Genomic DNA, 21,667 nt, shown 5'->3' on the forward strand with positions numbered 1-21,667 from the left:
GGCCACCTCCTAGACGCTCTTGAGCATGCGCCACAGCGCATAGCAGCCGAGCAGTTGCAGCCCGAGCGAGGCCAGGAGCAGGAAACGCCCGGTGCCGTCGGCCCACATGTTCAGCAGATAGCCCGGGTTGCTCGCCAGGATGTAGCCGCCCAGGGCGCTCGGCACGCCGGCCAGGACATAGGCGCTGATCCGTGTCTCGCCGGTCATCGCGTGCAACTGCCGGCTGAGCTTCTCGCGCTCGTGGATGAGCTTGACGATGCTGTCCAGCAGGTCGCTGGTATTGCCGCCATAACGGTGGTTGACCGAGACGCCCAGGGCGAGGATGCGCAGCTCCTCAACCTCGTAGAGTTCGGCGACTTCCTGCAACGCCTCCGGCAGGTGGATGCCGAGAAGCACGTGGTTGCGCGCCAGGGTGAAGATGTCGCGCAGCGGCTCCTCGGCATTCTCCACTGCCTGCATTAGCGCGTCGCCCAGCGTGCGCCCGGCGTGCAGGCTGCGCACTACCTGGTCGAGGAAACGCGGCATCTGCCGGATCATTCGCTTCAGGCGGCGCTGGTAGAGCATGCCCAGGGCGACGCGGCAGGACAGCGCCGCCAGTAGCAGGCCGCCTAGCGCGCCGACGATGCCGAACAGGCGTAATCCGCTCCAGACCAGCAGCAGCGCAAGCACTGCCGCCCCGAACAACCACGGACGCGGGCGCTGGATACCGGCGCGACGCATCTGGCGAGCCAGCCAGTGACTGCTGCGCGGCCGCACCGCGACCGCCTCCTGGCGTCCCAGCAGCCGTTCAACCACCAGTTCGTTGCGCCCGGCGCGCCAGCCCATGAACGCCAGGGCCAGCGCGGCGAAAGCCAGCACGCCGCTGAACAGCACCAGCAGTTGCGCGCCGTTCACAGCAGCGCCTGGCGGAATTTCTGCCCGACCGGCGCGGCCTGGCGGACGAACTGCCCGCTACCGCGCCGGTCGAGACTGAACAGCGTATTGGTGACGTACACACCGTCGCGCACCTCCAGCACCTCCAGCACTTCGCTGATGCAACGCCGACCGCTGGCCAGGCGGGTGATCTGCACCACCACGTCCAGCGCGGCGCAGATCATCAGGCGCAAGGTCTGCTCCGGCAGCCTGTTACCGGTCAGGCCGACCAGCATCTCCATGCGCAGCAGCGAATCCATCGCCGAGTTGGCGTGCACCGTGCTCATCGAGCCGTCGTGGCCGGTGTTCATCGCCTGCAGCACGTCGAGCACCTCGACGCCGCGGATCTCGCCGAGGATGATCCGGTCCGGGCGCATCCGCAGGGCGTTGCGGATCAGGTCGCGGGCGGTCACCTCGCCGTAGCCCTCGGCGTTCGGCGGACGGGTCTCCAGACGCACCACGTGGTCGTGGCCGAGTTGCAGCTCGGCGGTGTCCTCGATGGTGACGATCCGCTCGCGTTCGTCGATGAAGCCGCTGATGACGTTGAGCAAGGTGGTCTTGCCGGTGCCGGTGCCGCCACTGATGAGGATGTTGCAGCGGCGCGAGACCGCCTGGCGGAGGAACTCGAGCAAGGCTTCGTCGACGCTCTGGTAGGCCAGCAGGTCGGCACTGCGCAGCAGCTCCTGGCTGAACTTGCGGATCGAGATGCACGGCCCGTCCAGCGCCACCGGGGGAATGATCGCGTTGACCCGGCTGCCGTCCGGCAGGCGCGCGTCGACCATCGGGCTGGACTCGTCCAGGCGTCGGCCGAGGGGCGCGAGGATACGCTGGATCACCCGCAGCACATGGTGGTCGTCGATGAAGCGCAGGTCGCTCTGGTAGAGCCGCCCTTCCCGCTCGACGAACACCCGGCCCGGCCCGTTGACGAGGATTTCCGAGACGCCGGGATCGCGCAGGAGGATCTCCAGCGGGCCGAAGCCGGTGAGTTCGTCGACCACCTCTTCGGCCAGGCGGTCCAGTTCGTAGCGGGAGATCGCCAGTTGATGGCGCGAGCCGTATTCGCAGACCTTTTCCGAGACGTACTGGACCACGGCGGAGCGCGCGCCCTCCAGCAGGTTCATGCCGTCTTCGTCGATCTCGTCGATGATGTAGCGGTGCAGGCGCAGCTTCAGCGCCTGGATGTCCTGCTCCTGGCGGGAGTGGAAGGCACCGCCGTCAGGACGCGCGCCGAATCCCGTGCTCATAGCAGCGCCGCCTTGGCCCGGCCGAGCCAGGACAGCAGCGAACGGCGCTCGCCGCGTGTCACGCACAGGCTGTCCGCCAGTTGCCGCAGCTTGGCCGCCAATGGGTCGCGCGGCGCCACCTCGAACAGGCTCTTGCCGAGGTTCTTCGCGCGCAGGCGCGATTCCGGGGACAACGGCAGGACACCGAACAGATCGAGGTCGAACATCCGGCTTAGGGCCTGCTGGTCCGGCGCCACATTGGGCAGGTAGCGCTCGATCAGCAACTCGATGGAGGGCAACGGCAGGTTGCGCTCGCGCAGGCGGCGCAGGCGCTCCAGGCCCTTCTTGCAGGACGGCACGCTCTGGTCGACCATCCACAGCACGCGGTTGGCCTGCACCAGCAACTGGTTGCTCAGCTCGCCCTCGGGCAGCCCGGTGAGGTTGACCACCACATGGCTGAACGCCCCGCGCAGGTTGCCCAGCAACAGATAGAGTTCGGCGGTGGTGACTCGCTCCAGCACGCCGGGCTCGTCGGTCAGGCTGAGTATCCGCAGGCCGCTGTCGAGGCGGGTGAAGGCGCTGTCGATCAGGGTCTGGTCGAGGCGCCGCAGGTTGCGCAAGGCATCGCTGAAGGTGAAGGCCGAGTCCAGGCCGAGGATCGCCAGCGCCTCGCCGGTGGGCTGGCCGACGTCCAGCAGCAGGACCTGGTTCGGCGTCTGCTCCTGCAACGCCTTGGCCAGGTGCAAGGCGACGAAGGCGCCGTCGGCGTCCGGTCGGGCGCTGACCAGGGTCAGCAGCTCGCCCTGGCGCGCCGCGCTCACCGGCACGCTGGGCAGGCGTCCGCCGAGGCGCCGGATCAGCCCGGTCAGCTCGCTGGCGCGGGCGCCGTAGGTGATGAAGTCGCGCGCGCCGGCGCGCATCGCCGCCAGCACCAACTGGTTGTCCAGGCCGTCGCCGATGGCCACCACCGAGAGCATCGGCCGCGCCGATACCAATCCCTCGACCAGCGCGCCCTGGGACACCAGGTTGCTTTTGCCGAGGCTGATGAACAGCACCCCGGCGGCGGTGACGTCGAGCAGCGCCAGCAGCTCCTCCAGGCTGGCGCTGCCTGCCGGAACCACCTGGCCGGCGGACGCCAGGCTGTTCTGCAACCAGTCGAGTTCGCCGGGATGCTGGGTCAGCGCCACGAAGTTCTGGTTCATGCGCGCCTCCTAATCCGACAGACCGGTGTCGTTCTGCTGGCCGTCGTACTCGCCGCGCTCGAGGAAGTACAGGCGCGAGAACCCCGGATCGTAGTGCCGCAGGCCCTCGCCGGGCAGGTCCGGCAACTGTGCGTCGGCGGCCAGCGGCTGGACCAGGTGCGGGGTGACGATCATCAGCAGCTCGCGGTCGTCCTTGTCCAGCTTGGTCGAGCGGAAGAACGCACCGAGGATCGGGATGTCGCCCAGCCAGGGAAACTTGTCGACGTTGCTCACCGAGTTGCTGCTGGTCAGCCCGCTGATCACGAAGCTCTCGCCGTCGGCCAGCATCACGCTGGTGTCGGTGCGCCGGACGCGCAGTGCCGGCACCGCCACCCCGCCGCTCTGGATGCCGGCGCTGTAGTCCAGTTCGCTGACCTCCGGCGCCACCTTGAGAGCGATGCGGCGGTTGTTCATCACCGTCGGGGTGAGGGTCAGGCGGATGCCGAACTCCTTGTATTCGATGGTGACGTTGTCGTTGGTGCCGTTCGGCACCGGGATCGGAAACTCGCCGCCGGCGAGGAACGACGCGCTCTGCCCGCTCATCGCCACCAGGCTCGGGCGCGCCAGGGTATAGGCGAAGCCGCTGCCCTCCAGGGCATTCATGAAGCTCAACCACTTGCCGCCGCCGAAGATCAGGTTGAATCCCGAGCTGCCGGTGCCGAAGGTGCCGCCCAGGCCGCTGCCGTCGGCATTGACCTTGATGTCGCCGAGGCTGCCCGGCGCACCGAGCACCCAGAGGTTGCCGCCGCGGCGGACGAACGAGGTGCTGGCCTGCTTCAGCTTGCTGCGGCTGACCTCGACGAAGCGGATATCGGTCTGCACCTGGTTCGGCAGCTCCTCTGCGGCGCCGACGGTGAACGCTGGAGCACCGCGGGTATCGACGCTACCGCGTCCCTCGACCTCCACCAGGCTGCGCAACGGCTCGGGACTGCAGCCGGTCCAGATCAGCAGGCTGGTGGAGCCCTGTTCCTTACCGGTGACCAGGAAGCCGCGACGATCCAGCAACTGTACGTCGGCGATCTTCGGATCGCCGATGGCCAGCCGTTCGATCGGCACCGCCAGGCGCAGGTCACGCTGTTGTCCCTGGACGACGTCGACCCGCGGCGCCTGCGCCAGCAACTCGATGCAGCCCTGCGGCAAAGCCAGTGCCGGCAGCGCCAACGCCACCCCCAGCAGCCCTCCCAGCCAGCGCGACACGCCTATCCCGGTGCTCCGATGCATATGCCGGCTCCCCTCAAGGCACTTCATGGGTCATGGCGCTGCCACGGTAGACCGTGACCCCGTTGGCCACCGGCACGCGCGGAGCCGCGCTGCGCACGCTCGGCGCCGTCGGTTTGCGGCGCTCCAGCAGTTGGTCGAGACTCAGCGCCGCGCTCGGCGCGCCCAGCGACGCTTGCAGCAGCGCGCCTTCCTGCTCCCTGCGGTAGAGTTCTTCGTCCTTGCTGCGGATGGCCAGGCGCAGCGAACCGGCCTGGCTCGCCAGCATCAGCCGCGCCACGCCGTCCTCCGGTACCGCCAGCACCGCGGTACGCGGCGGACGCGGGTCCTTTTCCTGGTTCGAGCGGTCCTGTCCATCGCTGCCCACGGCGATCCGCTCGCCGTAGGTCAGTACCCGGACGCCGGGCAACACCAGTTGCGCCAGCGGGGTCGATTCGCCGTCCCGCTCGTCACGCACGAAGAGCATCACGTCGACATAGTCGCCGGGCAGGACGAAGCCGCCGCCGCCGACCACTTCGTCCACAGCGATCGCCATCGCCCGCTCGTCCGGACGGATGGTCCGGGCCAGCGGACCGCCGGGTTCGAGGGTCGCGGCGGAAAGAATGCTGCCGGCCGGCACCGCGACCCAGACCCGCTTGCCGAGCAACGCCTCGGGCCTGTCGTAGCTACCGACCGGTGCGGTCCGCAACAGCTCGACGCTCAGGTCGTCCTTGCCGATCACCGCCAGCGCCGGGAGATCGCGACTGGCCACCAGCACCGGCTTGCGTTCGAGCTTTTCCAGCGAAGCGTCCACCGTCGCCGAAGCCGGCGCCACGGATGGAGCGTGCGCGTTCGATGGCGCGCGGCCGATGGATACGCCGAGGTATCCGAGCAACACCGCACCGAGCAGCAGCAGGCCGGCCAGGGCCATCAGCACCTTGCTATTCATGGGCAGACCCCTGCTATGCGTCCGGACAGGTCGATGAACGGAAAATCACCGGCGATCGCCGATGAACGAAAAAGAAAAAGTGGCGTCTTGCTGTCCGTGTCATGGCCATACTCCGGGACTGGCTTTCCATGGCAGGTACATTGGGGTTATCGACTGGCGACAGTCGTTATTCAAGAACCAAAGTTCATAACTTCGAACTTGCGACGATAGGCCTGAATCTAGACTCGGGATAATCAATGTCAATTTGTCATTAGATGTAGTCCAAGCCTTGTAACCCGCCATATAACCTTGCGACTAATCCACTCCTACTAATGCCATTTAGTTGTTGCAAAACGCCATCATCGGCCTAGCCTCAGCGTGGAGGCAGGGCTCTGTCTCGGTGATTGCCGCGTTCGAGGAGCAAACAAGAATGAAGAACCTGACCCTGTTCGTGTATTGCAAACTTCGCGCATTCCTGGCGGACGAAGAAGGGGCAAACGCCATCGAATACGCGGTTATCGCCGGTTTGATCGCGGTGGCTCTGATTGCCGTATTGAGTCCCACGGACAGTGGTATCGTCGGCGGGCTGAAAGCCTTCTTCGACGGAGTCGGCGAAAAAGTCGGCGGGCTGGCTCCGACAGCGAACTGACGCGAGCGCTTTCCCGGTCGCTTCCCATAGTGGCGCCATTTTCATGGCGCCACTATTTTGCCTTTGTAATGGCACTGTGCTACAAAGCCTGCCGTTCAGGCGCTGGATCATGGCTTTCCCCCGCAAGCTCCCTACCTGGTGGCCTGGGCTCCCCGCCCTTCTTGAGGCTTTTGCCAGGACGCATCGCTCATGCTTCGCTCGCTGTCGTTTGCCAAGAAAATCCTTCTCGCCGCCGCGCTGGTGGTAGTTTTCGCCTTCAGCTGCTTCATCCTCTACAACGATTACCGACAGCGCGAGGCCGTGCGCACGGACACGGAAAACTACCTCGGGGAAATCGGCACCCTGACCGCCAGCAACATCCAGAGCTGGCTGGAAGGCCGCATGCACCTGGTGGAAGGCCTGGCCTCGCAACTGGCGCTGCTCGACCAGCCCGACGAGGCGAATATCGCAAGGCAACTGGAACAGCCCGTCTTCAGCCGCAATTTCGCGTCGGTCTATCTTGGCGAGGCGGCCAGCGGCACCTTCACCATGCGCCCCTACGACGCCATGCCGGAAGGTTACGACCCACGTACCCGCGCCTGGTACAAGGACGCGCTGGCGGCCGACCGGCTGATCGTCACCGAACCTTTCGTCGATGCCGGCACCGGCGAGCAGATCCTCGCCATGTCGCTGCCGGTGCGGCACGCCGGTCAACTGCTGGGCGTCGCCGCCGGCGACATGAAGCTGGAGACCCTGACCGCGATCCTCAATTCCCTGAAGTTCGACGGTGCCGGCTACGCCTTCCTGGTCAGCGACGCCGGCAAGATCCTCCTCCACCCCGACTCCGGGCTGGTCCTGAAGACCCTCGCCGAAGCCTATCCCAAAGGCGCACCGAACATCGTCCCCGGGGTCCACGAGGTGGAACTCGACGGTCGCAGCCAGTTCGTTTCCTTCACCCCGGTGAAGGGACTGCCCGGCGTGACCTGGTACGTCGCCCTGGTCCTCGACCGCGACACCGCCTATTCGATGCTCAGCGAATTCCGCACTTCGGCGATCGTCGCCACGCTAATCGCGGTGGTCGGCATCATGCTTCTCCTCGGCATGCTGATCCGCGTACTGATGCAACCGCTCACCGACATGGGCCGCGCCATGCAGGACATCGCCCAGGGCGAAGGCGACCTGACCAAGCGCCTGAAGGTCACCAGCAACGATGAATTCGGTACGTTGGCCAATGCCTTCAACCGCTTCGTCGAGCGTATCCACGAATCGATCCGCGAGGTCGCCGGGACCGCTCGCCAACTGCACGATGTGGCGCAACTGGTGGTGAACGCCTCGAACTCCTCGATGGCCAACTCCGACGAGCAGTCCAACCGCACCAACAGCGTCGCAGCAGCGATCAACGAACTCGGCGCCGCCGCCCAGGAAATCGCCCGCAACGCCGCCGATGCCTCGCACCACGCCTCCGACGCCAACCACCAGGCCGAAGACGGCAAGCAGGTGGTCGAGCAGACCATCCGCGCGATGAACGAGCTTTCCGAGAAGATCAGCGCCTCCTGTGCCAACATCGAGGCCCTCAACAGCCGCACGGTGAACATCGGCCAGATCCTCGAAGTGATCAAGGGCATCTCCGAGCAGACCAACCTGCTCGCCCTCAACGCCGCCATCGAAGCCGCGCGCGCCGGCGAGGCCGGACGCGGCTTCGCGGTGGTCGCCGACGAGGTGCGCAACCTGGCCCACCGTGCCCAGGAGTCGGCCCAGCAGATCCAGAAGATGATCGAAGAGCTGCAAGTCGGCGCCCGCGAGGCGGTGGCCACCATGACCGAAAGCCAGCGTTACAGCCTGGAGAGCGTGGAGATCGCCAACCGTGCCGGCGAACGCCTGGGTAGCGTGACCAGCCGGATCGGCGAGATCGACAGCATGAACCAGTCGGTGGCCACTGCCACCGAGGAACAGACCGCGGTGGTCGACTCGCTGAACATGGACATCACCGAGATCAACACCCTCAACCAGGAAGGCGTGGAGAACCTCCAGGCCACCCTGCGCGCCTGCGGCGAGCTGGAAACCCAGGCCGGGCGCCTGCGGCACCTGGTGGACAGCTTCAAGATCTGAGCCCGTCCGTCCCACAGGCCGGCTAACCGCGAAGCGGTTAGCCGGCGATCATCCAGCCCCCATGAAAAAGGCGCCCGCGGGCGCCTTTTTCATGGCCTGGCGCTCAGCGCCGCTTCTTCCCGCCCATCAACGAGCCGAGCAGGCCACGCACCAGCTCCCGGCTCAACTGGTTGGCCGCCTGGCGCATGGCGCTCTTCACCGTCGAATTGGACAGCAGGCTGCCGAGAATCTGCCCGGCCATGCCGCCGACGCCGGACGAGCTTTCCTGCTGAGCAGTCGCCTGGCCCTGGACCTCGGGCTTGGCGCCCGCCTTGTTCGCCAGCACCTCGTAGGCCGACTCGCGATCGATCGGCTGGTCGTAGCGACCCTTCAACGGCGACCGCTGGACCAGTTCAGCGCGCTCGCTGTCGCTCAGCGGGCCGATCCGCGAATAGGGCGGCGCCACCGCGACGCGCTGGACCATGGCCGGCGTGCCCTTTTCCTCCAGGGTGCCGACCAACGCCTCGCCGATACCCAGTTCGGTCAGCACCCCCAGGGTGTCGAACGCCGGGTTCGGGCGGAAACCGTCGGCCACCGCGCGCAGCGATTTCTGCTCCTTGGCGGTGAAGGCGCGCAGGCCATGCTGGATACGCAGGCCGAGCTGGGCCAGGACATCGTCCGGCAGGTCGCCCGGCGACTGGGTGACGAAGTACACCCCGACGCCTTTCGAGCGGATCAGCCGGACCACCTGTTCCAGGCGGTCGCGCAAGGCTTTCGGCGTGCCGTTGAACAGCAGGTGGGCCTCGTCGAAGAACAGTGCCAGCACCGGCTTGTCGGCATCGCCGCGCTCCGGCAGTTGCTCGAACAGCTCGGCCAACAGCCAGAGCAGGAAAGTCGCGTAGACCTTCGGCGCCTCGTGCACCAGGCGGCTGGCGTCGAGCAGGTGGATGCGCCCGCGCCCGTCCGGCTCGGGGCGGAGGATGTCTTCCAGTTGCAGGGCAGGCTCGCCGAAGAAGGCCTCGGCACCCTGCTGCTCCAGGGTGGCCAGGCGGCGCAGCAGCGCCTGCCCGGAAGCGCCGGTGAACAGCGCCCGGTCCTCGCCGAGGATCTCCGGATTGTCCTTCAGGTGGTTGAGCAGCGCCTTCAGGTCCTTCAGGTCGAGTAGCAGCAGGCCTTCCCGGTCGGCCACCTGGAAGGCGGCGAACAGCGCGGCCTGCTGGCTATCGGTCAACTCCAGGAGGTTGGCCAGCAGCAGCGGGCCCATCTCGCTGATGGTGGTGCGCAACGGGTGGCCGGTCTTCCCGGCGATGTCCCAGAGCGTGGTCGGGTAGGCCTTCGGCTGGTAGTTCAGCCACGGCATGCTGGCGATGCGTTCGGCGACCTTGCCCTGCGGGTTGCCCGGCGCGGCGATGCCGCACAGGTCGCCCTTGATGTCGGCGGCGAATACCGCGACACCGGCATCGCTGAAGGATTCGGCGAGGTGCTGCAAGGTCACCGTCTTGCCGGTACCGGTGGCGCCGGCGATCAATCCATGACGGTTGGCCAGGCGCCAGGCCTGCCCTACCGGCTGGCCATCGGGGCCAGCGCCGATCAACAACTCATTCGCTTGCGACATCCATTCATCCTCGGGACTAAAGCTCCGGCACGCTGTGCCGACAGTAAGGGAAAGCCCTTGTACAACGGGGCTTCCAGCGGAACCCGCGTACCAATATGCGCGGGTTCCCGCGAAGGGCGTCGGGCCAGCGCATCGACCCGATCTGGCCGTCCAGCTTCAGCGAAGACCTTCGGGCCTTGCTGAGACAGGAAAAATCGCCATCGTATCCGTATCACGCATTCTTCGGAGCCACCCAGGGAACCGTGGCTTCGTGGCACAAGGCCGTGCCTGGGTCGACGGACTACCCACCCGCGCGACCCGCCCGACGCTGCAAGGCGTACGGAAAGCCCCTGCGCCCGCGGAACGGTCGCAGGGGTCTGGTCAAAGACTGGCGCTACATACTCCTGGACGCAATACAACATGATCAAAAGTCTGAAGTTCAGCCACAAGATCCTCCTCGCGGCCTCCCTCGTGGTGTTCGCCGCTTTCGCACTGTTCACCCTCTACAACGATTACCTGCAGCGCAACGCGATCCGCGAGGACCTCGAAAGCTACCTGCGGGAAATGGGTGACGTGACCTCCAGCAACATCCAGAACTGGCTCGGCGGCCGTCTGTTGCTGGTCGAGCAGACCGCCCAGACCCTGGCCCGCGACCACAGCCCGGAAGCCGTCAGCGCCCTGCTCGAACAGCCGGCCCTGACCTCGACCTTCAGCTTCACCTACCTCGGCCAGCAGGACGGCGTCTTCACCATGCGTCCGGACAGCCCGATGCCGGCCGGCTACGATCCGCGCAGCCGGCCCTGGTACAAGGACGCCGTGGCGGCCGGCGGCCTGACCCTGACCGAACCCTACGTCGACGCCGCCACCCAGGAATTGATCATCACCGCGGCGACACCGGTGAAGGCCGCTGGCAACACCCTCGGCGTGGTAGGCGGCGACCTCAGCCTGAAGACCCTGGTGCAGATCATCAATTCGCTGGACTTCAGCGGCATGGGCTACGCCTTCCTGGTCAGCGGCGACGGCAAGATCCTGGTGCACCCGGACAAAGAGCAGGTGATGAAGACCCTGAGCGAGGTCTACCCGCAGAACACGCCGAAGATCGCCACCGGTTTCAGCGAGGCCGAATTGCACGGGCATACCCGCATCCTCGCCTTTACCCCTATCAAGGGCCTGCCTTCGGTGACCTGGTACCTGGCGCTGTCCATCGACAAGGACAAGGCCTACGCCATGCTCAGCAAGTTCCGCGTCTCGGCCATCGCCGCCGCGCTGATCTCCATCGTCGCCATCCTGGTCCTGCTCGGCCTGCTGATCCGCCTGCTGATGCAGCCGCTGCACCTGATGGGCCGTGCCATGCAGGACATCGCCCAGGGCGAGGGCGACCTGACCAAGCGCCTCGCCGTGACCAGCCGCGATGAATTCGGAGTGCTCGGCGATGCCTTCAACCAGTTCGTCGAGCGTATCCATCGCTCGATCCGGGAAGTCGCCGGGACCGCGCACAAACTGCACGACGTCTCGCAACTGGTGGTGAACGCCTCGAACTCTTCGATGGCCAACTCCGACGAGCAGTCCAACCGCACCAACAGCGTCGCCGCGGCGATCAACGAACTCGGCGCCGCCGCCCAGGAAATCGCCCGCAACGCCGCCGATGCCTCGCACCATGCGTCCGACGCCAACCACCAGGCCGAGGACGGCAAACAGGTGGTCGAGCAGACCATCCGCGCGATGAACGAGCTTTCCGAGAAGATCAGCGCCTCCTGCGCCAACATCGAGGCCCTCAACAGCCGTACGGTGAACATCGGCCAGATCCTCGAAGTAATCAAGGGCATCTCCGAGCAGACCAACCTGCTCGCCCTCAACGCCGCCATCGAAGCCGCGCGCGCCGGCGAAGCCGGACGCGGCTTCGCAGTGGTCGCCGACGAGGTGCGCAACCTGGCCCATCGCGCCCAGGAATCGGCGCTGCAGATCCAGAAGATGATCGAAGAGCTGCAAGTCGGCGCCCGCGAGGCGGTGGCCACCATGACCGAGAGCCAGCGCTACAGCCTGGAGAGCGTGGAGATCGCCAACCGTGCCGGCGAAAGCCTGGGCAGCGTGACCCGGCGGATCGGCGAGATCGACGGGATGAACCAGTCGGTGGCCACCGCCACCGAGGAACAGACCGCGGTGGTCGATTCGCTGAACATGGACATCACCGAGATCAACACCCTCAACCAGGAAGGCGTGGAGAACCTCCAGGCCACCCTGCGCGCCTGCGGCGAGCTGGAAACCCAGGCCGGGCGCCTGCGCCAACTGGTGGACAGCTTCAAGATCTGAGCCCTGCCTGTCGTAGCCGAACCGGCCGGATAACCGCGAAGCGTTTATCCGGCCTACCGATGAAGAGCGCCCGCGGGCGCTTTTTTCGTTCTCCAGGTCGCATTCGGTGAAACCATTCATCCATTGCGCTAAAGCTTCCGGGCTTGCCGCCGACAGACACGGCAAGCCTTGCAGTTGCGATCCAACTGGGGCTGTTCACGACAGCGCGCCCGCGCCTCCCGGATGCAAGAAACCATGATCAAAAGTCTCAAGTTCAGCCACAAGATCCTGCTCGCCGCCGCGCTGGTGGTGATCGCGACCTTCTCCCTCTTCACCCTCTACAACGACTCCCTGCAGCGCACCTCGATCCGCGAGGACCTGGAGGACTACCTGCACGAAATGGGCGAGATCACCGCCAGCAACGTGCAGAACTGGCTGAGCGGGCGCATCCTGCTGATCGAGAACCTGGCCCAGACCCTGGCCCGCGACCACAGCCCGGAGACCACCCAGGCCCTGCTGGAACAGCCGCTGCTGGGCTCGACCTTCCTCTTCACCTACCTGGGGCAGACCGACGGCACCTACACCGCGCGCCCCACCAGCGACCTGCCGGCCGACTACGACCCGCGCCGCCGCCCCTGGTACAACGCCGCCACCAGCGCCGGCCAGACCACCCTCACCGAACCCTACATGGAGCCGGCCATCCACGAGCTGGTACTGACCATCGCCAGCCCGGCGCGCCAGGGCGGCCAGCCGTTCGGCGTGGTCGGCGGCGACCTCAGCCTGCAGACGGTGGTGAAGATCATCAACTCGCTGGACTTCGGCGGCATGGGCTACGCCTTCCTGGTCAGCGGCGACGGCAAGATCCTCGTCCATCCGGACAAGGACCAGGTCATGAAGAGCCTCAGCGACGTCTACCCACGCAACACGCCGAAGATCGGCAGCGGCTTCAGCGAGGCCGAGCTGCACGGCAACACCCGGATCCTCAGTTTCTCTCCGGTCAAGGGCCTGTCCGGCCTGGACTGGTACATCGGCATCTCGGTGGACAAGGACAAGGCCTATGCCATGCTCACCAAGCTGCGTACCTCGGCGATCGTCGCCGCGCTGATCGCGGTGGTCGCCATCGTCCTCCTCCTCGGCATGCTGATCCGCGTACTGATGCAACCGCTCACCGACATGGGCCGCGCCATGCAGGACATCGCCCAGGGCGAAGGCGACCTGACCAAGCGCCTGAAGGTCACCAGCAACGATGAATTCGGGGTCCTGGCCATTTCCTTCAACCGCTTCGTCGAGCGTATCCACGAATCGATCCGCGAGGTCGCCGGCACCGCCCGTCAACTGCACGACGTGGCGCAACTGGTGGTGAACGCCTCGAACTCTTCGATGGCCAACTCCGACGAGCAGTCCAACCGTACCAACAGCGTCGCCGCGGCGATCAACGAACTCGGTGCCGCCGCCCAGGAAATCGCCCGCAACGCCGCCGATGCCTCGCACCATGCGTCCGACGCCAACCACCAGGCCGAAGACGGCAAGCAGGTGGTCGAGCAGACCATCCGCGCGATGAACGAGCTTTCCGAGAAGATCAGCGCCTCCTGCGCCAACATCGAGGCCCTCAACAGCCGCACGGTGAACATCGGCCAGATCCTCGAAGTGATCAAGGGCATCTCCGAGCAGACCAACCTGCTCGCCCTCAACGCCGCCATCGAAGCCGCCCGCGCCGGCGAGGCCGGACGCGGCTTCGCGGTGGTCGCCGACGAGGTGCGCAACCTGGCCCACCGCGCCCAGGAGTCGGCCCAGCAGATCCAGAAGATGATCGAGGAACTGCAGATCGGCGCCCAGGAAGCGGTCAGCACCATGACCGAGAGTCAGCGCTACAGCCTGGAGAGCGTGGAGATCGCCAACCGTGCCGGCGAACGCCTGAGCAGTGTCACCGGACGGATCGCCGAGATCGACGGGATGAACCAGTCGGTGGCCACCGCCACCGAGGAGCAGACCGCGGTGGTCGATTCGCTGAACATGGACATCACCGAGATCAACACCCTCAACCAGGAAGGCGTGGAGAACCTCCAGGCCACCCTGCGCGCCTGCGGCGAGCTGGAAACCCAGGCCGGGCGCCTGCGCCAGCTGGTGGACAGCTTCAAGATCTAAGCACTGCCCGAGCCGTAGCCGAACCGGCGGATAATCGCGCCGCGGCTATCCGCCCTACCCCCGGCCATTCGTAGAGTGAACAACGCCAACGGCGTTGTTCACCCTTATCCTGCCAGGATGCCTCCCGAGGCATGCCTTCCTCTCCGCCCGCTCCCTCTGCGACCTATTCCCGCGCTGGCTGCCCCGAACGCGCCGGCTCGCGCTTTCTTTCCTAGACTTGAAGCTACCCATGGCTCCCGCACACCGTTCGAACGACTGCCGGCGCCGGTGGTCCACTGAGTGGCAGAAGGAACAAGCTCAACGGAGGAAGGCCCATCGTGCACATCGCCGATATGACCATGTTCTACGCGCCTGCCAGCGGGGGGGTACGCACCTATCTCGAAGCCAAGCATCGCCATCTCTGGCACTATCCCGGCATTCGCCACAGCGTGCTGGTTCCCGGCGCCGGCTATCGCCAGGCGAACGGCATCCACGAGGTGCCGGCGCCGCCGCTGCCATTCGGCAATGGCTACCGCTTCCCTCTCCGTCGCGGCCCCTGGCGCAAGGTGCTGCGCAATCTGCAACCGGACCTGATCGAGGTCGGCGACCCGTACCTCACCGCCTGGGCGGCGCTCGACGCGCGACGTCGGCTGGACGTGCCGGTGATCGGCTTCTACCACTCCGACCTGCCGCTGCTGGTGAGCAATCGCATGGGCGCCTGGCTCGGCACCAACGCGGACAACTACGTCAGCAAGCTGTACGGCCACTTCGACCGGGTCCTGGCCCCCAGCCGGGTAATGGCGGAAAAGCTGATGCGCCTGGGCGTCGCCGACGTGCATGTACAACCGCTGGGCGTCGACCTGGTCACCTTCCATCCGAGCAACCGCGATCCGGGGCTGCGCCAGGAACTCGGCCTGGACGAGGAAACCCGCCTGCTGGTGTTCGCAGGGCGCGGTTCGCGGGAAAAGAACCTGCCGGTACTGCTCGACGCCATCCAGCGCCTCGGCGACGGCTATCACCTGTTGCTGGTGGGTTCCAACATGCCGACCCGGGTTCCGCGCAACACCAGCGTGGTCGACCATTTCTGCGACAGCCGCGAAGTCGCCCGCCTGCTGGCGAGCAGCGACGCGCTGCTGCACGCCGGTGACCAGGAGACCTTCGGCCTGGTCGCACTCGAAGCGATGGCCAGCGGCATTCCGGTGGTGGCGGTGCGCGCCGGGGCACTGGCGGAAATAGTCCCGGAGCGTTGCGGCGTGCTCTGCGCACCGAACAACGGCGACGCCATGGCCTGCGCGGTGCGCGAACTGTTCAGCCACGACGTCGAGCTGCGCGGCCAGCGCGCCCGCCGTCACGTCGAGCGCCAGCATGCCTGGGACGCGGTGGTCGCCGGTCTGCTCCTGCACTACCACGCGGTACTCGGCGACAGCGAGGCGAGGTTCCCGCGCTATGGCTGAACGCAGCCTGCTGCTGGTGTTGCACGACGTGGCCCCGGAAACCTGGCCGGACTACCGGCCCTTCGTCGAGGCCGTGGACGCGCTCGGTGAGGTCCCCATGACCTGGCTGGTAGTGCCCGACTTCCACCATCGCAACCCGCTGGAAGCCGACGAAAAGTTCTGCAAACTGCTCTCGCGGCGGGTAACCCGGGGTGACGAACTGGCTCTCCACGGCTTCTATCACTACGATGACGCCCCACCACCGCGTACTCCAGGGCAATACTTCATGCGTCGCATCTACACCTGGGAGGGAGAGTTCTATGCCCTCGACCACGCCGAGGCCAAGGCCCGCCTGGCCGCCGGCATCGAGCTGTTCCGCCGCCGCGGATGGCCGCTGCACGGTTTCGTCGCGCCGGCCTGGCTTATGAGCGCCGGCACCCGCCAGGCGCTCGGCGAGAGCGGGCTGCGCTACACCAGCGACCCGTCCAACCTGTATCTGCTTCCCCACCTGCAAACGATCGAGGCCCCCGGCCTGGTCTGGAGCGCGCGCAGTGCCTGGCGTCGCGGCCTCTCCTGGGCGCTCAGCGAGCAGCGCCGCCGGGCCTGGCGCGCAGCGCCGGTGATCCGTCTCGGACTCCATCCGGTCGACATGCGCCATCGCTTTTCCCGCGAATACTGGCTGCGTACCCTGCGCACCCTGCTGTCCGAGGGGCGCCAGCCGTTGACCAAGATCGACTGGCTGGAGCGCCACCTCGCCCTGGACCGCGCGGCATGAGTCGAGGCTGGTTACTGCTGTTCGGTTTGATCGGTGCCTCGCTGATTCCGCTGGTGCTCGGCGGCAGCGACATGTTCCCGCGCTTGCGCGCCTTCCCGCTGGACAGTCTGCTGCTGATGTTCGGCATGATCGTGGTCTGCTGGTTCATCAACGGCCTGCGCCTGCGCCTGCTGCTCGCCGGGCGCGCCGGCAAGCTCGGGCAATTGCAGAGCGTCGGCATCATCATGGCCAGCGAATTCGCTTTCTGCGCCACTCCGGGCGGCAGCGGCGGGCCGTTGACCCTGATGGCGCTGCTGGCCCGGCGCGGCCTGCGCCCGGCACAGACCAGCGCGGTGTTCGCGGTCGACCAGTTGGCCGACCTGACGTTCTTCCTCTGCGCTCTCGGCGCGATCCTGATCTATGCCCTCAGCCATTCGCTGAGCCCGAACATGGAATCGAGCCTGATCTTCAGCGCGGTATTCCTGGTCGGCCTGTTCGTCGGCGCGGTAATGCTGATCCGCTACCTGCACCAGGTGATCCGCTTCAACGGGCGGGTTCTGGCACGGCTCGGCGTGTCATCGCGCAAGCGCCTGCACTGGGGCCGCAAGATCCTGCATTTCCGCATTGCCCTGCACGACAGCCTGCGCCTGCCGAAACGACGCCTGCTGGCGGTCTTCCTTCTCAGCAGTACGCACTGGCTACTGCGCTTCAGCGTGCTCGATCTGACCCTGCGCGGCCTGGGAGTGGATATCCAGTGGGCCTGGACCTTCCTGATCCAGATGGTCTCGCTCAGCGCCGGACAGCTATCGCTGATCCCCGGCGGCGCCGGCGGCACCGAGCTGACCTCGGCGGCCCTGCTGGCCCCATGATCGGCAAGTCGACGGCGGCGGCGGCCATCGTCATCTGGCGAGCGGTGACCTTCTATTTCTACCTCGTCGCCGGCGGCCCGGTGTTCGCCGTGCTCGCCGGACGTCCGCTGCTGAAGAAGCTGATCAGCAGTCGCGAGGCTTCTTCCTGAGCGTATCCTCGGCGTCAGCCTCGCCCGTCTCGCTGGCGCTCTCCTGGATACGCCGCCAGAGTTCGGCCGCGCCGGGAAACTCGGTTCCGTCCTCGTCGCCGAGGGCGTCGATGTCGTAACGGCTTGTGCAACCCTCGCCGAGGGTCGGTGGCGGGCTGGCGGTGCCCGCCGACCTGGGATCGCTCATGTTCGTTCCTCCGGGTGCCGGCCCTGGCCGGCATTCCAGGGAAGCCGACTCAGTCGAACACCACCGTCTTGTTGCCGTGTACCAGTACGCGGTCTTCCAGGTGATAGCGCAGTCCGCGCGCGAGCACCAGTTTTTCCACATCCTTGCCCAGCCGCACCATGTCTTCGACGTTGTCGCGGTGAGTGACCCGCACCACGTCCTGCTCGATGATCGGACCGGCATCCAGTTCCTCGGTCACGTAATGGCTGGTCGCGCCGATCAGCTTGACCCCGCGCTTCGACGCCTGGTGATACGGCTTGGCGCCGATGAAGGACGGCAGGAAGCTGTGGTGGATGTTGATCACCTGGTGGGCGTACTTGCGGCACAGGTCCGGCGGCAGGATCTGCATGTAGCGAGCCAGGACGATGCAGTCGGCGCCATGTTCGTCGATCAGCCGGGAAACTTCATCGAAGGCCGGCTGCTTGTCCTGCGGATCGACGGGAACGTGGAAATACGGGATGCCGTGCCACTCGACCATGCTGCGCAGGTCGTCGTGGTTGGCGATCACGCAGGGAATCTCGCAGTCCAGTTCGCCGCTGTGCCAGCGGTGCAGCAGATCGGCCAGGCAATGGGACTCCTTGCTGGCCATCAGCACCACGCGCTTCTTCACCTCGGAATCGGTGATCCGCCATTCCATGGAGAATTCGCGGGCGATCGGGGCGAAAGCCTGGCGGAAGCCATCCAGGTCGAACGGCAGAGAGTCGGCACGGATCTCGTGGCGCATGAAGAACCAGCCGTTATCGTTGTCGGAATGATGGCTGGCTTCGGTGATCCAGCCATTGTAGGTGGCCAGGAAGTTACTCACCTTGGCAACGATCCCGACCCCGTCGGGACAGGCGATCACCAGCCGAAAAGTGCGCATGGGTATACTCCAGAAACATCGCGAAAGGCCGCCATTCTAGCGGCATGGCGGGAAAAGTTCAGCCTCGGCGAAGGTCTTTCGACAGGCTGTTGCGCGAGAGAATAAACCCGCACAACAGGGCAATCCCGATGCGGAATTAATTACTTTGAATTTCATCGAGAAAAGTTTTCATCGCGGTTTACTTACAGTTTCGCCCTGACTATTATTGAATCTACTTACATGCCCGCCACCGCCACTCAGCACAGACAAGGTACCTGACATGTCCCTGATCAACGAATATCGCGCCACGGAAGAAGCCATCAAGGAACTTCAGGAGCGCCTGAAGTCCCTGGAACAAGACGACAAACTGAAAAAAGAACTGGAATTCGAAGAGAAGCTGCGCACGCTGATGGGCACTTACCAGAAGTCCCTGCGTGACGTGATTTCCCTGCTCGATCCGGACGCCAAGATCGGCAAGAGCACCCGCACTGCCAAGGCGCCTGCCGGCAAGCGCGCGCGCAAGGTCAAGCAGTACAAGAACCCGCACACCGGCGAAGTCATCGAGACCAAGGGCGGCAACCACAAGACTTTGAAAGAGTGGAAAGCCAAGTGGGGCCCCGAGGCCGTCGAGAGCTGGGCCACCCTGCTCGGCTAAACCAGTCAGTTCCACGAAGAACGCCAGCCCAGTGCTGGCGTTTTTCATTTCCGCCGGATTGTATCGGCTCCTCTGCCTGCGCCCTCAAGTCTCCAGCGAATAGCGTTGACGCAGTTCCGCGGCGTAATCGCGCCAGGCCGCAAGTACCGCCGGCAATGTGCCGCCCTGCTCTTGCCGACAAGCCTCCAGCGCCGCCTCGAAGGCCGGCAAAGTATTCGGTGCGCCGTATTCTTCATGGGACAAACGATTGCGGCAGAAGCTTTCCCATTGTTGGCGCTCGGCCACATTTAAAGTTTCCGGGAAATTTCGCGCACGATAGCGGAAGAACAACTCCTGCAAACGGGCATCGTCGAAGGGCCATTGTTCTTTGGCCAATTGCTCCGGTTCGGCAAGGCGCAGCTGTTCACAAAGGCGTCGATCCCGATCGCCAATAAATCCGTCATACAACTGTTGCTCGGGGTCGTCGCTGGCGGAGAAACTTTCTTCGCCATATAGCGCTGTCAGTTTGTCCGCCCAGACGGTTTGATGCTGGCGCAACAGCTCGGCTTTTTGCTGGCACTCATCGAGTTCGATGCCGGTTCGCTGGCGATCCTCGGCGCGCAATACCGACAGCGGCGCCACCACCGGGCAACGGTTGACCTGGATCTGCTTCAGCGGCACCGGCAACTCGCCCTCGGCCAGTTCGTCGCGACGGGTATACAGGCGCCTGCGCAAGTCCTCGGCCGACAACTCCAGCAGCGGCGCGGGATCGGCGCAGAGGTCGCAGACGATCAGAGCATTGCGGTTGCGCGGGTGCCAGGCCAGCGGCAGGGCCACCGAGAGGAAATGGCGCTCCGCGGAAAAGCGTCCGGAGACATGCACCAGCGGCTGCAGCAGGCGTACCTGGTCGAGCACCTTGTGCTTGCTGCGCAACTGGTAGAGGTAATCGTACAGGCGCGGCTGGCGCTGACGGATCAGGCGGGCCAGGGCAATGGTGGCGCGGACATCGGAAAGCGCGTCGTGGGCCTGCCCATGCTCCAGGCCGTTCGCCGCGGTGAGCATTTCCAGCTTCAGCGACAGCCGGCCGTCCAGCTGCGGCCACTGGATGCCCTCCGGGCGCAGGGCATAGGCGGTACGGACCATGTCGATCAGGTCCCAGCGGCTATTGCCGCCTTGCCACTCGCGGGCGTAGGGATCGAAGAAGTTGCGGTACAGGCTGTAGCGCGTCACTTCGTCGTCGAAGCGCAGGGAGTTGTAGCCGGCCACGCAGGTCGCCGGCTGCGCCAGCTGGGCGTGTACCCGGGTCATGAAGTCGGCCTCGGACAGCCCCCGCTCGGCCAGCCGCTGGGGAGTGATGCCGGTGATCAGGCAAGCCATAGGGTGGGGCAGGATATCGTCGCTGGGACGGCAATACAGGTTCATCGGCTCGCCGATCTCGTTCAGCGCCTCGTCCGTGCGGATCCCGGCGATCTGCAACGGCCGGTCGCGGCGAGGGTCGATGCCGGTGGTTTCGTAGTCGTACCAAAAAATACTCGCGTTCACGGTCATTCCCTTTCTGGCGGCACCGGGCAGTCTACCAGTGACTGCCGCGAAGCTCGCGACCCACTTCGGGGATTTCCAGGTTTTCCAACGAACTCACGGAAAGCGCCGTAGGCACGGCCCGCCAGGGCGCGTCAGTGCGCATATCTGCCATCCGAACCTTGCGTTGTCCCCTCCGCCCTCGCTAGCATTCCGCTCGCACGGATGCCCGTTTCACTGACAAGGACAGCACCATGAACGACACCAGCAATCCCTACGCCACCCCCGCCAGCGCCCTGCAACCGACCCAGGCGGTGCCGCCGGTCATCGGCGACTACGACTTCCGCATCGGCGACGTGATCAGCGAAGCCTGGGCCAAGATCAAGGGCGTCAAAGGCATCCTGATCGGCGCCTTCGTGGTCTACAGCGTGGTGATCCAGACCATCACCTTCATCCTCACCCTGCTCTTCGGCGGTATCGGCCTGATGAGCGAGGCCGATCCCATCGCCTTCGCGGTCGGCCAGATGATCGCCAGCCTGGTCGCCACGGCGGTGGGCTACCCGTTCTTCACCGGCCTGACCATGATCGGCATCCGCCGCGCCGCCGACCAGCCGGCGACCTTCAACGAAATGTTCAACTACTTCGGCATGCTGGTGCCGCTGCTGCTCACCGGCCTGCTGATGATGCTGATGGTCTACGTCGGCTTCTTCCTGCTGATCATCCCCGGTCTCTACCTGAGCGTCGCCTACATGCTCGCCCTGCCGCTGGTGGCCGAGCGCGGCCTGACGCCCTGGCAGGCCCTGGAAACCTCGCGCAAGGCCATCAGCCGCCACTGGTTCAAGGTGTTCGGCCTGCTGCTGGTGCTGAGCCTGCTGATGCTGGTGAGCATGATCCCGCTGTTCATCGGCCTGATCTGGACCGGCCCGCTGTTCGTCGTCTCCATGGGTATTCTCTACCGCACCATCTTCGGCGTTCGCCCACTGGGCAACTGAGGTGCAGACCGGGCCGTCGCGGCGGCC

At 65.7% G+C, this 21,667-nt stretch carries 17 protein-coding genes and 1 pseudogene; 9 read left to right on the plus strand and 9 right to left on the minus strand.

What is annotated here, in order from left to right; translation table 11 throughout:
* Positions 1-9 precede the first annotated feature (9 nt).
* From tadB to rcpC, 5 genes are read right to left on the minus strand one after another with little or no spacing between them, the layout of a single operon-like run.
* Positions 10-894: a type 4b pilus Flp biogenesis protein TadB gene (gene tadB, locus AT700_RS22355; RefSeq protein WP_003093848.1), complete on the minus strand. Its 885-nt coding sequence runs from the start codon at positions 892-894 to the stop codon at positions 10-12.
* Entirely contained in the window at positions 891-2,156 is a 1,266-nt protein-coding gene (gene tadA / locus AT700_RS22360) for a type 4b pilus Flp biogenesis ATPase TadA (RefSeq protein WP_003103953.1), read from the minus strand. Before tadA ends, tadB begins: the two co-directional genes overlap by 4 nt.
* Positions 2,153-3,337 carry a type 4b pilus Flp biogenesis protein TadZ gene (tadZ, locus tag AT700_RS22365; RefSeq protein ID WP_003093855.1) on the minus strand — a complete coding sequence of 395 codons (1,185 nt, stop codon included), beginning with the start codon at positions 3,335-3,337 and terminating at the stop codon, positions 2,153-2,155. The genes tadA and tadZ overlap by 4 nt, the downstream gene beginning before the upstream one ends.
* Before the next feature lie 9 nt (positions 3,338-3,346).
* Positions 3,347-4,597, minus strand: a complete 1,251-nt coding sequence (rcpA, locus tag AT700_RS22370) for a type 4b pilus Flp secretin RcpA (protein ID WP_003107384.1) — start codon at positions 4,595-4,597, stop codon at positions 3,347-3,349.
* 13 nt (positions 4,598-4,610) lie between these two features.
* Positions 4,611-5,522, minus strand: a complete 912-nt coding sequence (gene rcpC / locus AT700_RS22375; protein WP_003107382.1) for a type 4b pilus Flp biogenesis protein RcpC — start codon at positions 5,520-5,522, stop codon at positions 4,611-4,613.
* Between the two features lie 409 nt (positions 5,523-5,931).
* On the opposite strand from rcpC, the gene flp reads away from it, so the two are divergent.
* Entirely contained in the window at positions 5,932-6,150 is a 219-nt protein-coding gene (flp, locus tag AT700_RS22380; protein ID WP_033992723.1) for a type 4b pilus Flp major pilin, read from the plus strand.
* A gap of 189 nt (positions 6,151-6,339) precedes the next feature.
* The gene (gene pctC, locus AT700_RS22385; protein ID WP_003163018.1) at positions 6,340-8,238 is read left to right on the plus strand and encodes a methyl-accepting chemotaxis protein PctC; all 1,899 of its coding nucleotides are present in this window, start codon (positions 6,340-6,342) and stop codon (positions 8,236-8,238) included.
* Between the two features lie 103 nt (positions 8,239-8,341).
* On the opposite strand, the gene AT700_RS22390 is transcribed toward pctC, so the two are convergent.
* A complete protein-coding gene (locus AT700_RS22390) occupies positions 8,342-9,832 on the minus strand; it encodes a helicase HerA-like C-terminal domain-containing protein (RefSeq protein WP_003114975.1) in 1,491 nt (496 codons plus the stop codon).
* A gap of 399 nt (positions 9,833-10,231) precedes the next feature.
* On the opposite strand from AT700_RS22390, the gene pctA reads away from it, so the two are divergent.
* The 5 genes and pseudogenes from pctA to AT700_RS22415 all read left to right on the plus strand — a co-directional run bounded on the left by pctA (position 10,232) and on the right by AT700_RS22415 (position 17,429).
* Positions 10,232-12,121 (plus strand): methyl-accepting chemotaxis protein PctA, encoded by a 1,890-nt coding sequence (gene pctA / locus AT700_RS22395; protein WP_011666750.1) that lies wholly within the window; start codon positions 10,232-10,234, stop codon positions 12,119-12,121.
* Between the two features lie 234 nt (positions 12,122-12,355).
* The gene (gene pctB / locus AT700_RS22400; RefSeq protein ID WP_003141216.1) at positions 12,356-14,245 is read left to right on the plus strand and encodes a methyl-accepting chemotaxis protein PctB; all 1,890 of its coding nucleotides are present in this window, start codon (positions 12,356-12,358) and stop codon (positions 14,243-14,245) included.
* 317 nt (positions 14,246-14,562) lie between these two features.
* Positions 14,563-15,678, plus strand: a complete 1,116-nt coding sequence (locus AT700_RS22405; RefSeq protein WP_003110035.1) for a glycosyltransferase family 4 protein — start codon at positions 14,563-14,565, stop codon at positions 15,676-15,678.
* Complete coding sequence (locus AT700_RS22410; RefSeq protein WP_019372132.1) at positions 15,671-16,432, plus strand: DUF2334 domain-containing protein; 762 nt, start codon at positions 15,671-15,673, stop codon at positions 16,430-16,432. Before AT700_RS22405 ends, AT700_RS22410 begins: the two co-directional genes overlap by 8 nt.
* Positions 16,429-17,429: pseudogene (locus AT700_RS22415) on the plus strand (lysylphosphatidylglycerol synthase transmembrane domain-containing protein). The gene AT700_RS22410 and the pseudogene AT700_RS22415 overlap by 4 nt, the downstream one beginning before the upstream one ends.
* On the opposite strand, the gene AT700_RS22420 reads toward AT700_RS22415, so the two are convergent.
* On the minus strand, positions 17,404-17,616 hold the full coding sequence (locus tag AT700_RS22420) for a hypothetical protein (RefSeq protein ID WP_003101176.1): 213 nt from the start codon (positions 17,614-17,616) through the stop codon (positions 17,404-17,406). The pseudogene AT700_RS22415 and the gene AT700_RS22420 sit on opposite strands and share 26 nt — an antisense overlap.
* A gap of 49 nt (positions 17,617-17,665) precedes the next feature.
* Positions 17,666-18,517 carry a formyltetrahydrofolate deformylase gene (gene purU / locus AT700_RS22425; RefSeq protein ID WP_003101174.1) on the minus strand — a complete coding sequence of 284 codons (852 nt, stop codon included), beginning with the start codon at positions 18,515-18,517 and terminating at the stop codon, positions 17,666-17,668.
* A gap of 259 nt (positions 18,518-18,776) precedes the next feature.
* Here purU and mvaT point away from each other — a divergent pair, with 259 nt between their 5' ends.
* Entirely contained in the window at positions 18,777-19,151 is a 375-nt protein-coding gene (mvaT, locus tag AT700_RS22430) for a histone-like nucleoid-structuring protein MvaT (protein WP_003093888.1), read from the plus strand.
* An 84-nt stretch (positions 19,152-19,235) separates the two neighbouring features.
* On the opposite strand, the gene sbcB is transcribed toward mvaT, so the two are convergent.
* Positions 19,236-20,678 (minus strand): exodeoxyribonuclease I, encoded by a 1,443-nt coding sequence (sbcB, locus tag AT700_RS22435; protein WP_010793818.1) that lies wholly within the window; start codon positions 20,676-20,678, stop codon positions 19,236-19,238.
* 224 nt (positions 20,679-20,902) lie between these two features.
* Between sbcB and AT700_RS22440 the strand changes: the two genes are divergently transcribed.
* Entirely contained in the window at positions 20,903-21,640 is a 738-nt protein-coding gene (locus tag AT700_RS22440; protein ID WP_003101171.1) for a hypothetical protein, read from the plus strand.
* The last annotated feature ends 27 nt before the right edge of the window (positions 21,641-21,667 follow it).

This window comes from Pseudomonas aeruginosa (assembly GCF_001457615.1).
GTDB lineage: Bacteria > Pseudomonadota > Gammaproteobacteria > Pseudomonadales > Pseudomonadaceae > Pseudomonas > Pseudomonas aeruginosa.

Excerpts from the sequence above, each read along its gene's own strand:
- pctA (WP_011666750.1), top strand. The coding sequence starts at position 10,232 with ATGATCAAAAGTCTGAAGTTCAGCCACAAGATCCTCCTCGCGGCCTCC.
- rcpC (WP_003107382.1), bottom strand. The coding sequence starts at position 5,522 with ATGAATAGCAAGGTGCTGATGGCCCTGGCCGGCCTGCTGCTGCTCGGT.
- pctB (WP_003141216.1), top strand. The coding sequence starts at position 12,356 with ATGATCAAAAGTCTCAAGTTCAGCCACAAGATCCTGCTCGCCGCCGCG.
- purU (WP_003101174.1), bottom strand. The coding sequence starts at position 18,517 with ATGCGCACTTTTCGGCTGGTGATCGCCTGTCCCGACGGGGTCGGGATC.
- rcpA (WP_003107384.1), bottom strand. The coding sequence starts at position 4,597 with ATGCATCGGAGCACCGGGATAGGCGTGTCGCGCTGGCTGGGAGGGCTG.
- mvaT (WP_003093888.1), top strand. The coding sequence starts at position 18,777 with ATGTCCCTGATCAACGAATATCGCGCCACGGAAGAAGCCATCAAGGAA.
- tadA (WP_003103953.1), bottom strand. The coding sequence starts at position 2,156 with ATGAGCACGGGATTCGGCGCGCGTCCTGACGGCGGTGCCTTCCACTCC.
- sbcB (WP_010793818.1), bottom strand. The coding sequence starts at position 20,678 with ATGACCGTGAACGCGAGTATTTTTTGGTACGACTACGAAACCACCGGC.
- AT700_RS22410 (WP_019372132.1), top strand. The coding sequence starts at position 15,671 with ATGGCTGAACGCAGCCTGCTGCTGGTGTTGCACGACGTGGCCCCGGAA.
- AT700_RS22390 (WP_003114975.1), bottom strand. The coding sequence starts at position 9,832 with ATGTCGCAAGCGAATGAGTTGTTGATCGGCGCTGGCCCCGATGGCCAG.
- AT700_RS22440 (WP_003101171.1), top strand. The coding sequence starts at position 20,903 with ATGAACGACACCAGCAATCCCTACGCCACCCCCGCCAGCGCCCTGCAA.
- AT700_RS22420 (WP_003101176.1), bottom strand. The coding sequence starts at position 17,616 with ATGAGCGATCCCAGGTCGGCGGGCACCGCCAGCCCGCCACCGACCCTC.
- tadZ (WP_003093855.1), bottom strand. The coding sequence starts at position 3,337 with ATGAACCAGAACTTCGTGGCGCTGACCCAGCATCCCGGCGAACTCGAC.
- pctC (WP_003163018.1), top strand. The coding sequence starts at position 6,340 with ATGCTTCGCTCGCTGTCGTTTGCCAAGAAAATCCTTCTCGCCGCCGCG.
- flp (WP_033992723.1), top strand. The coding sequence starts at position 5,932 with ATGAAGAACCTGACCCTGTTCGTGTATTGCAAACTTCGCGCATTCCTG.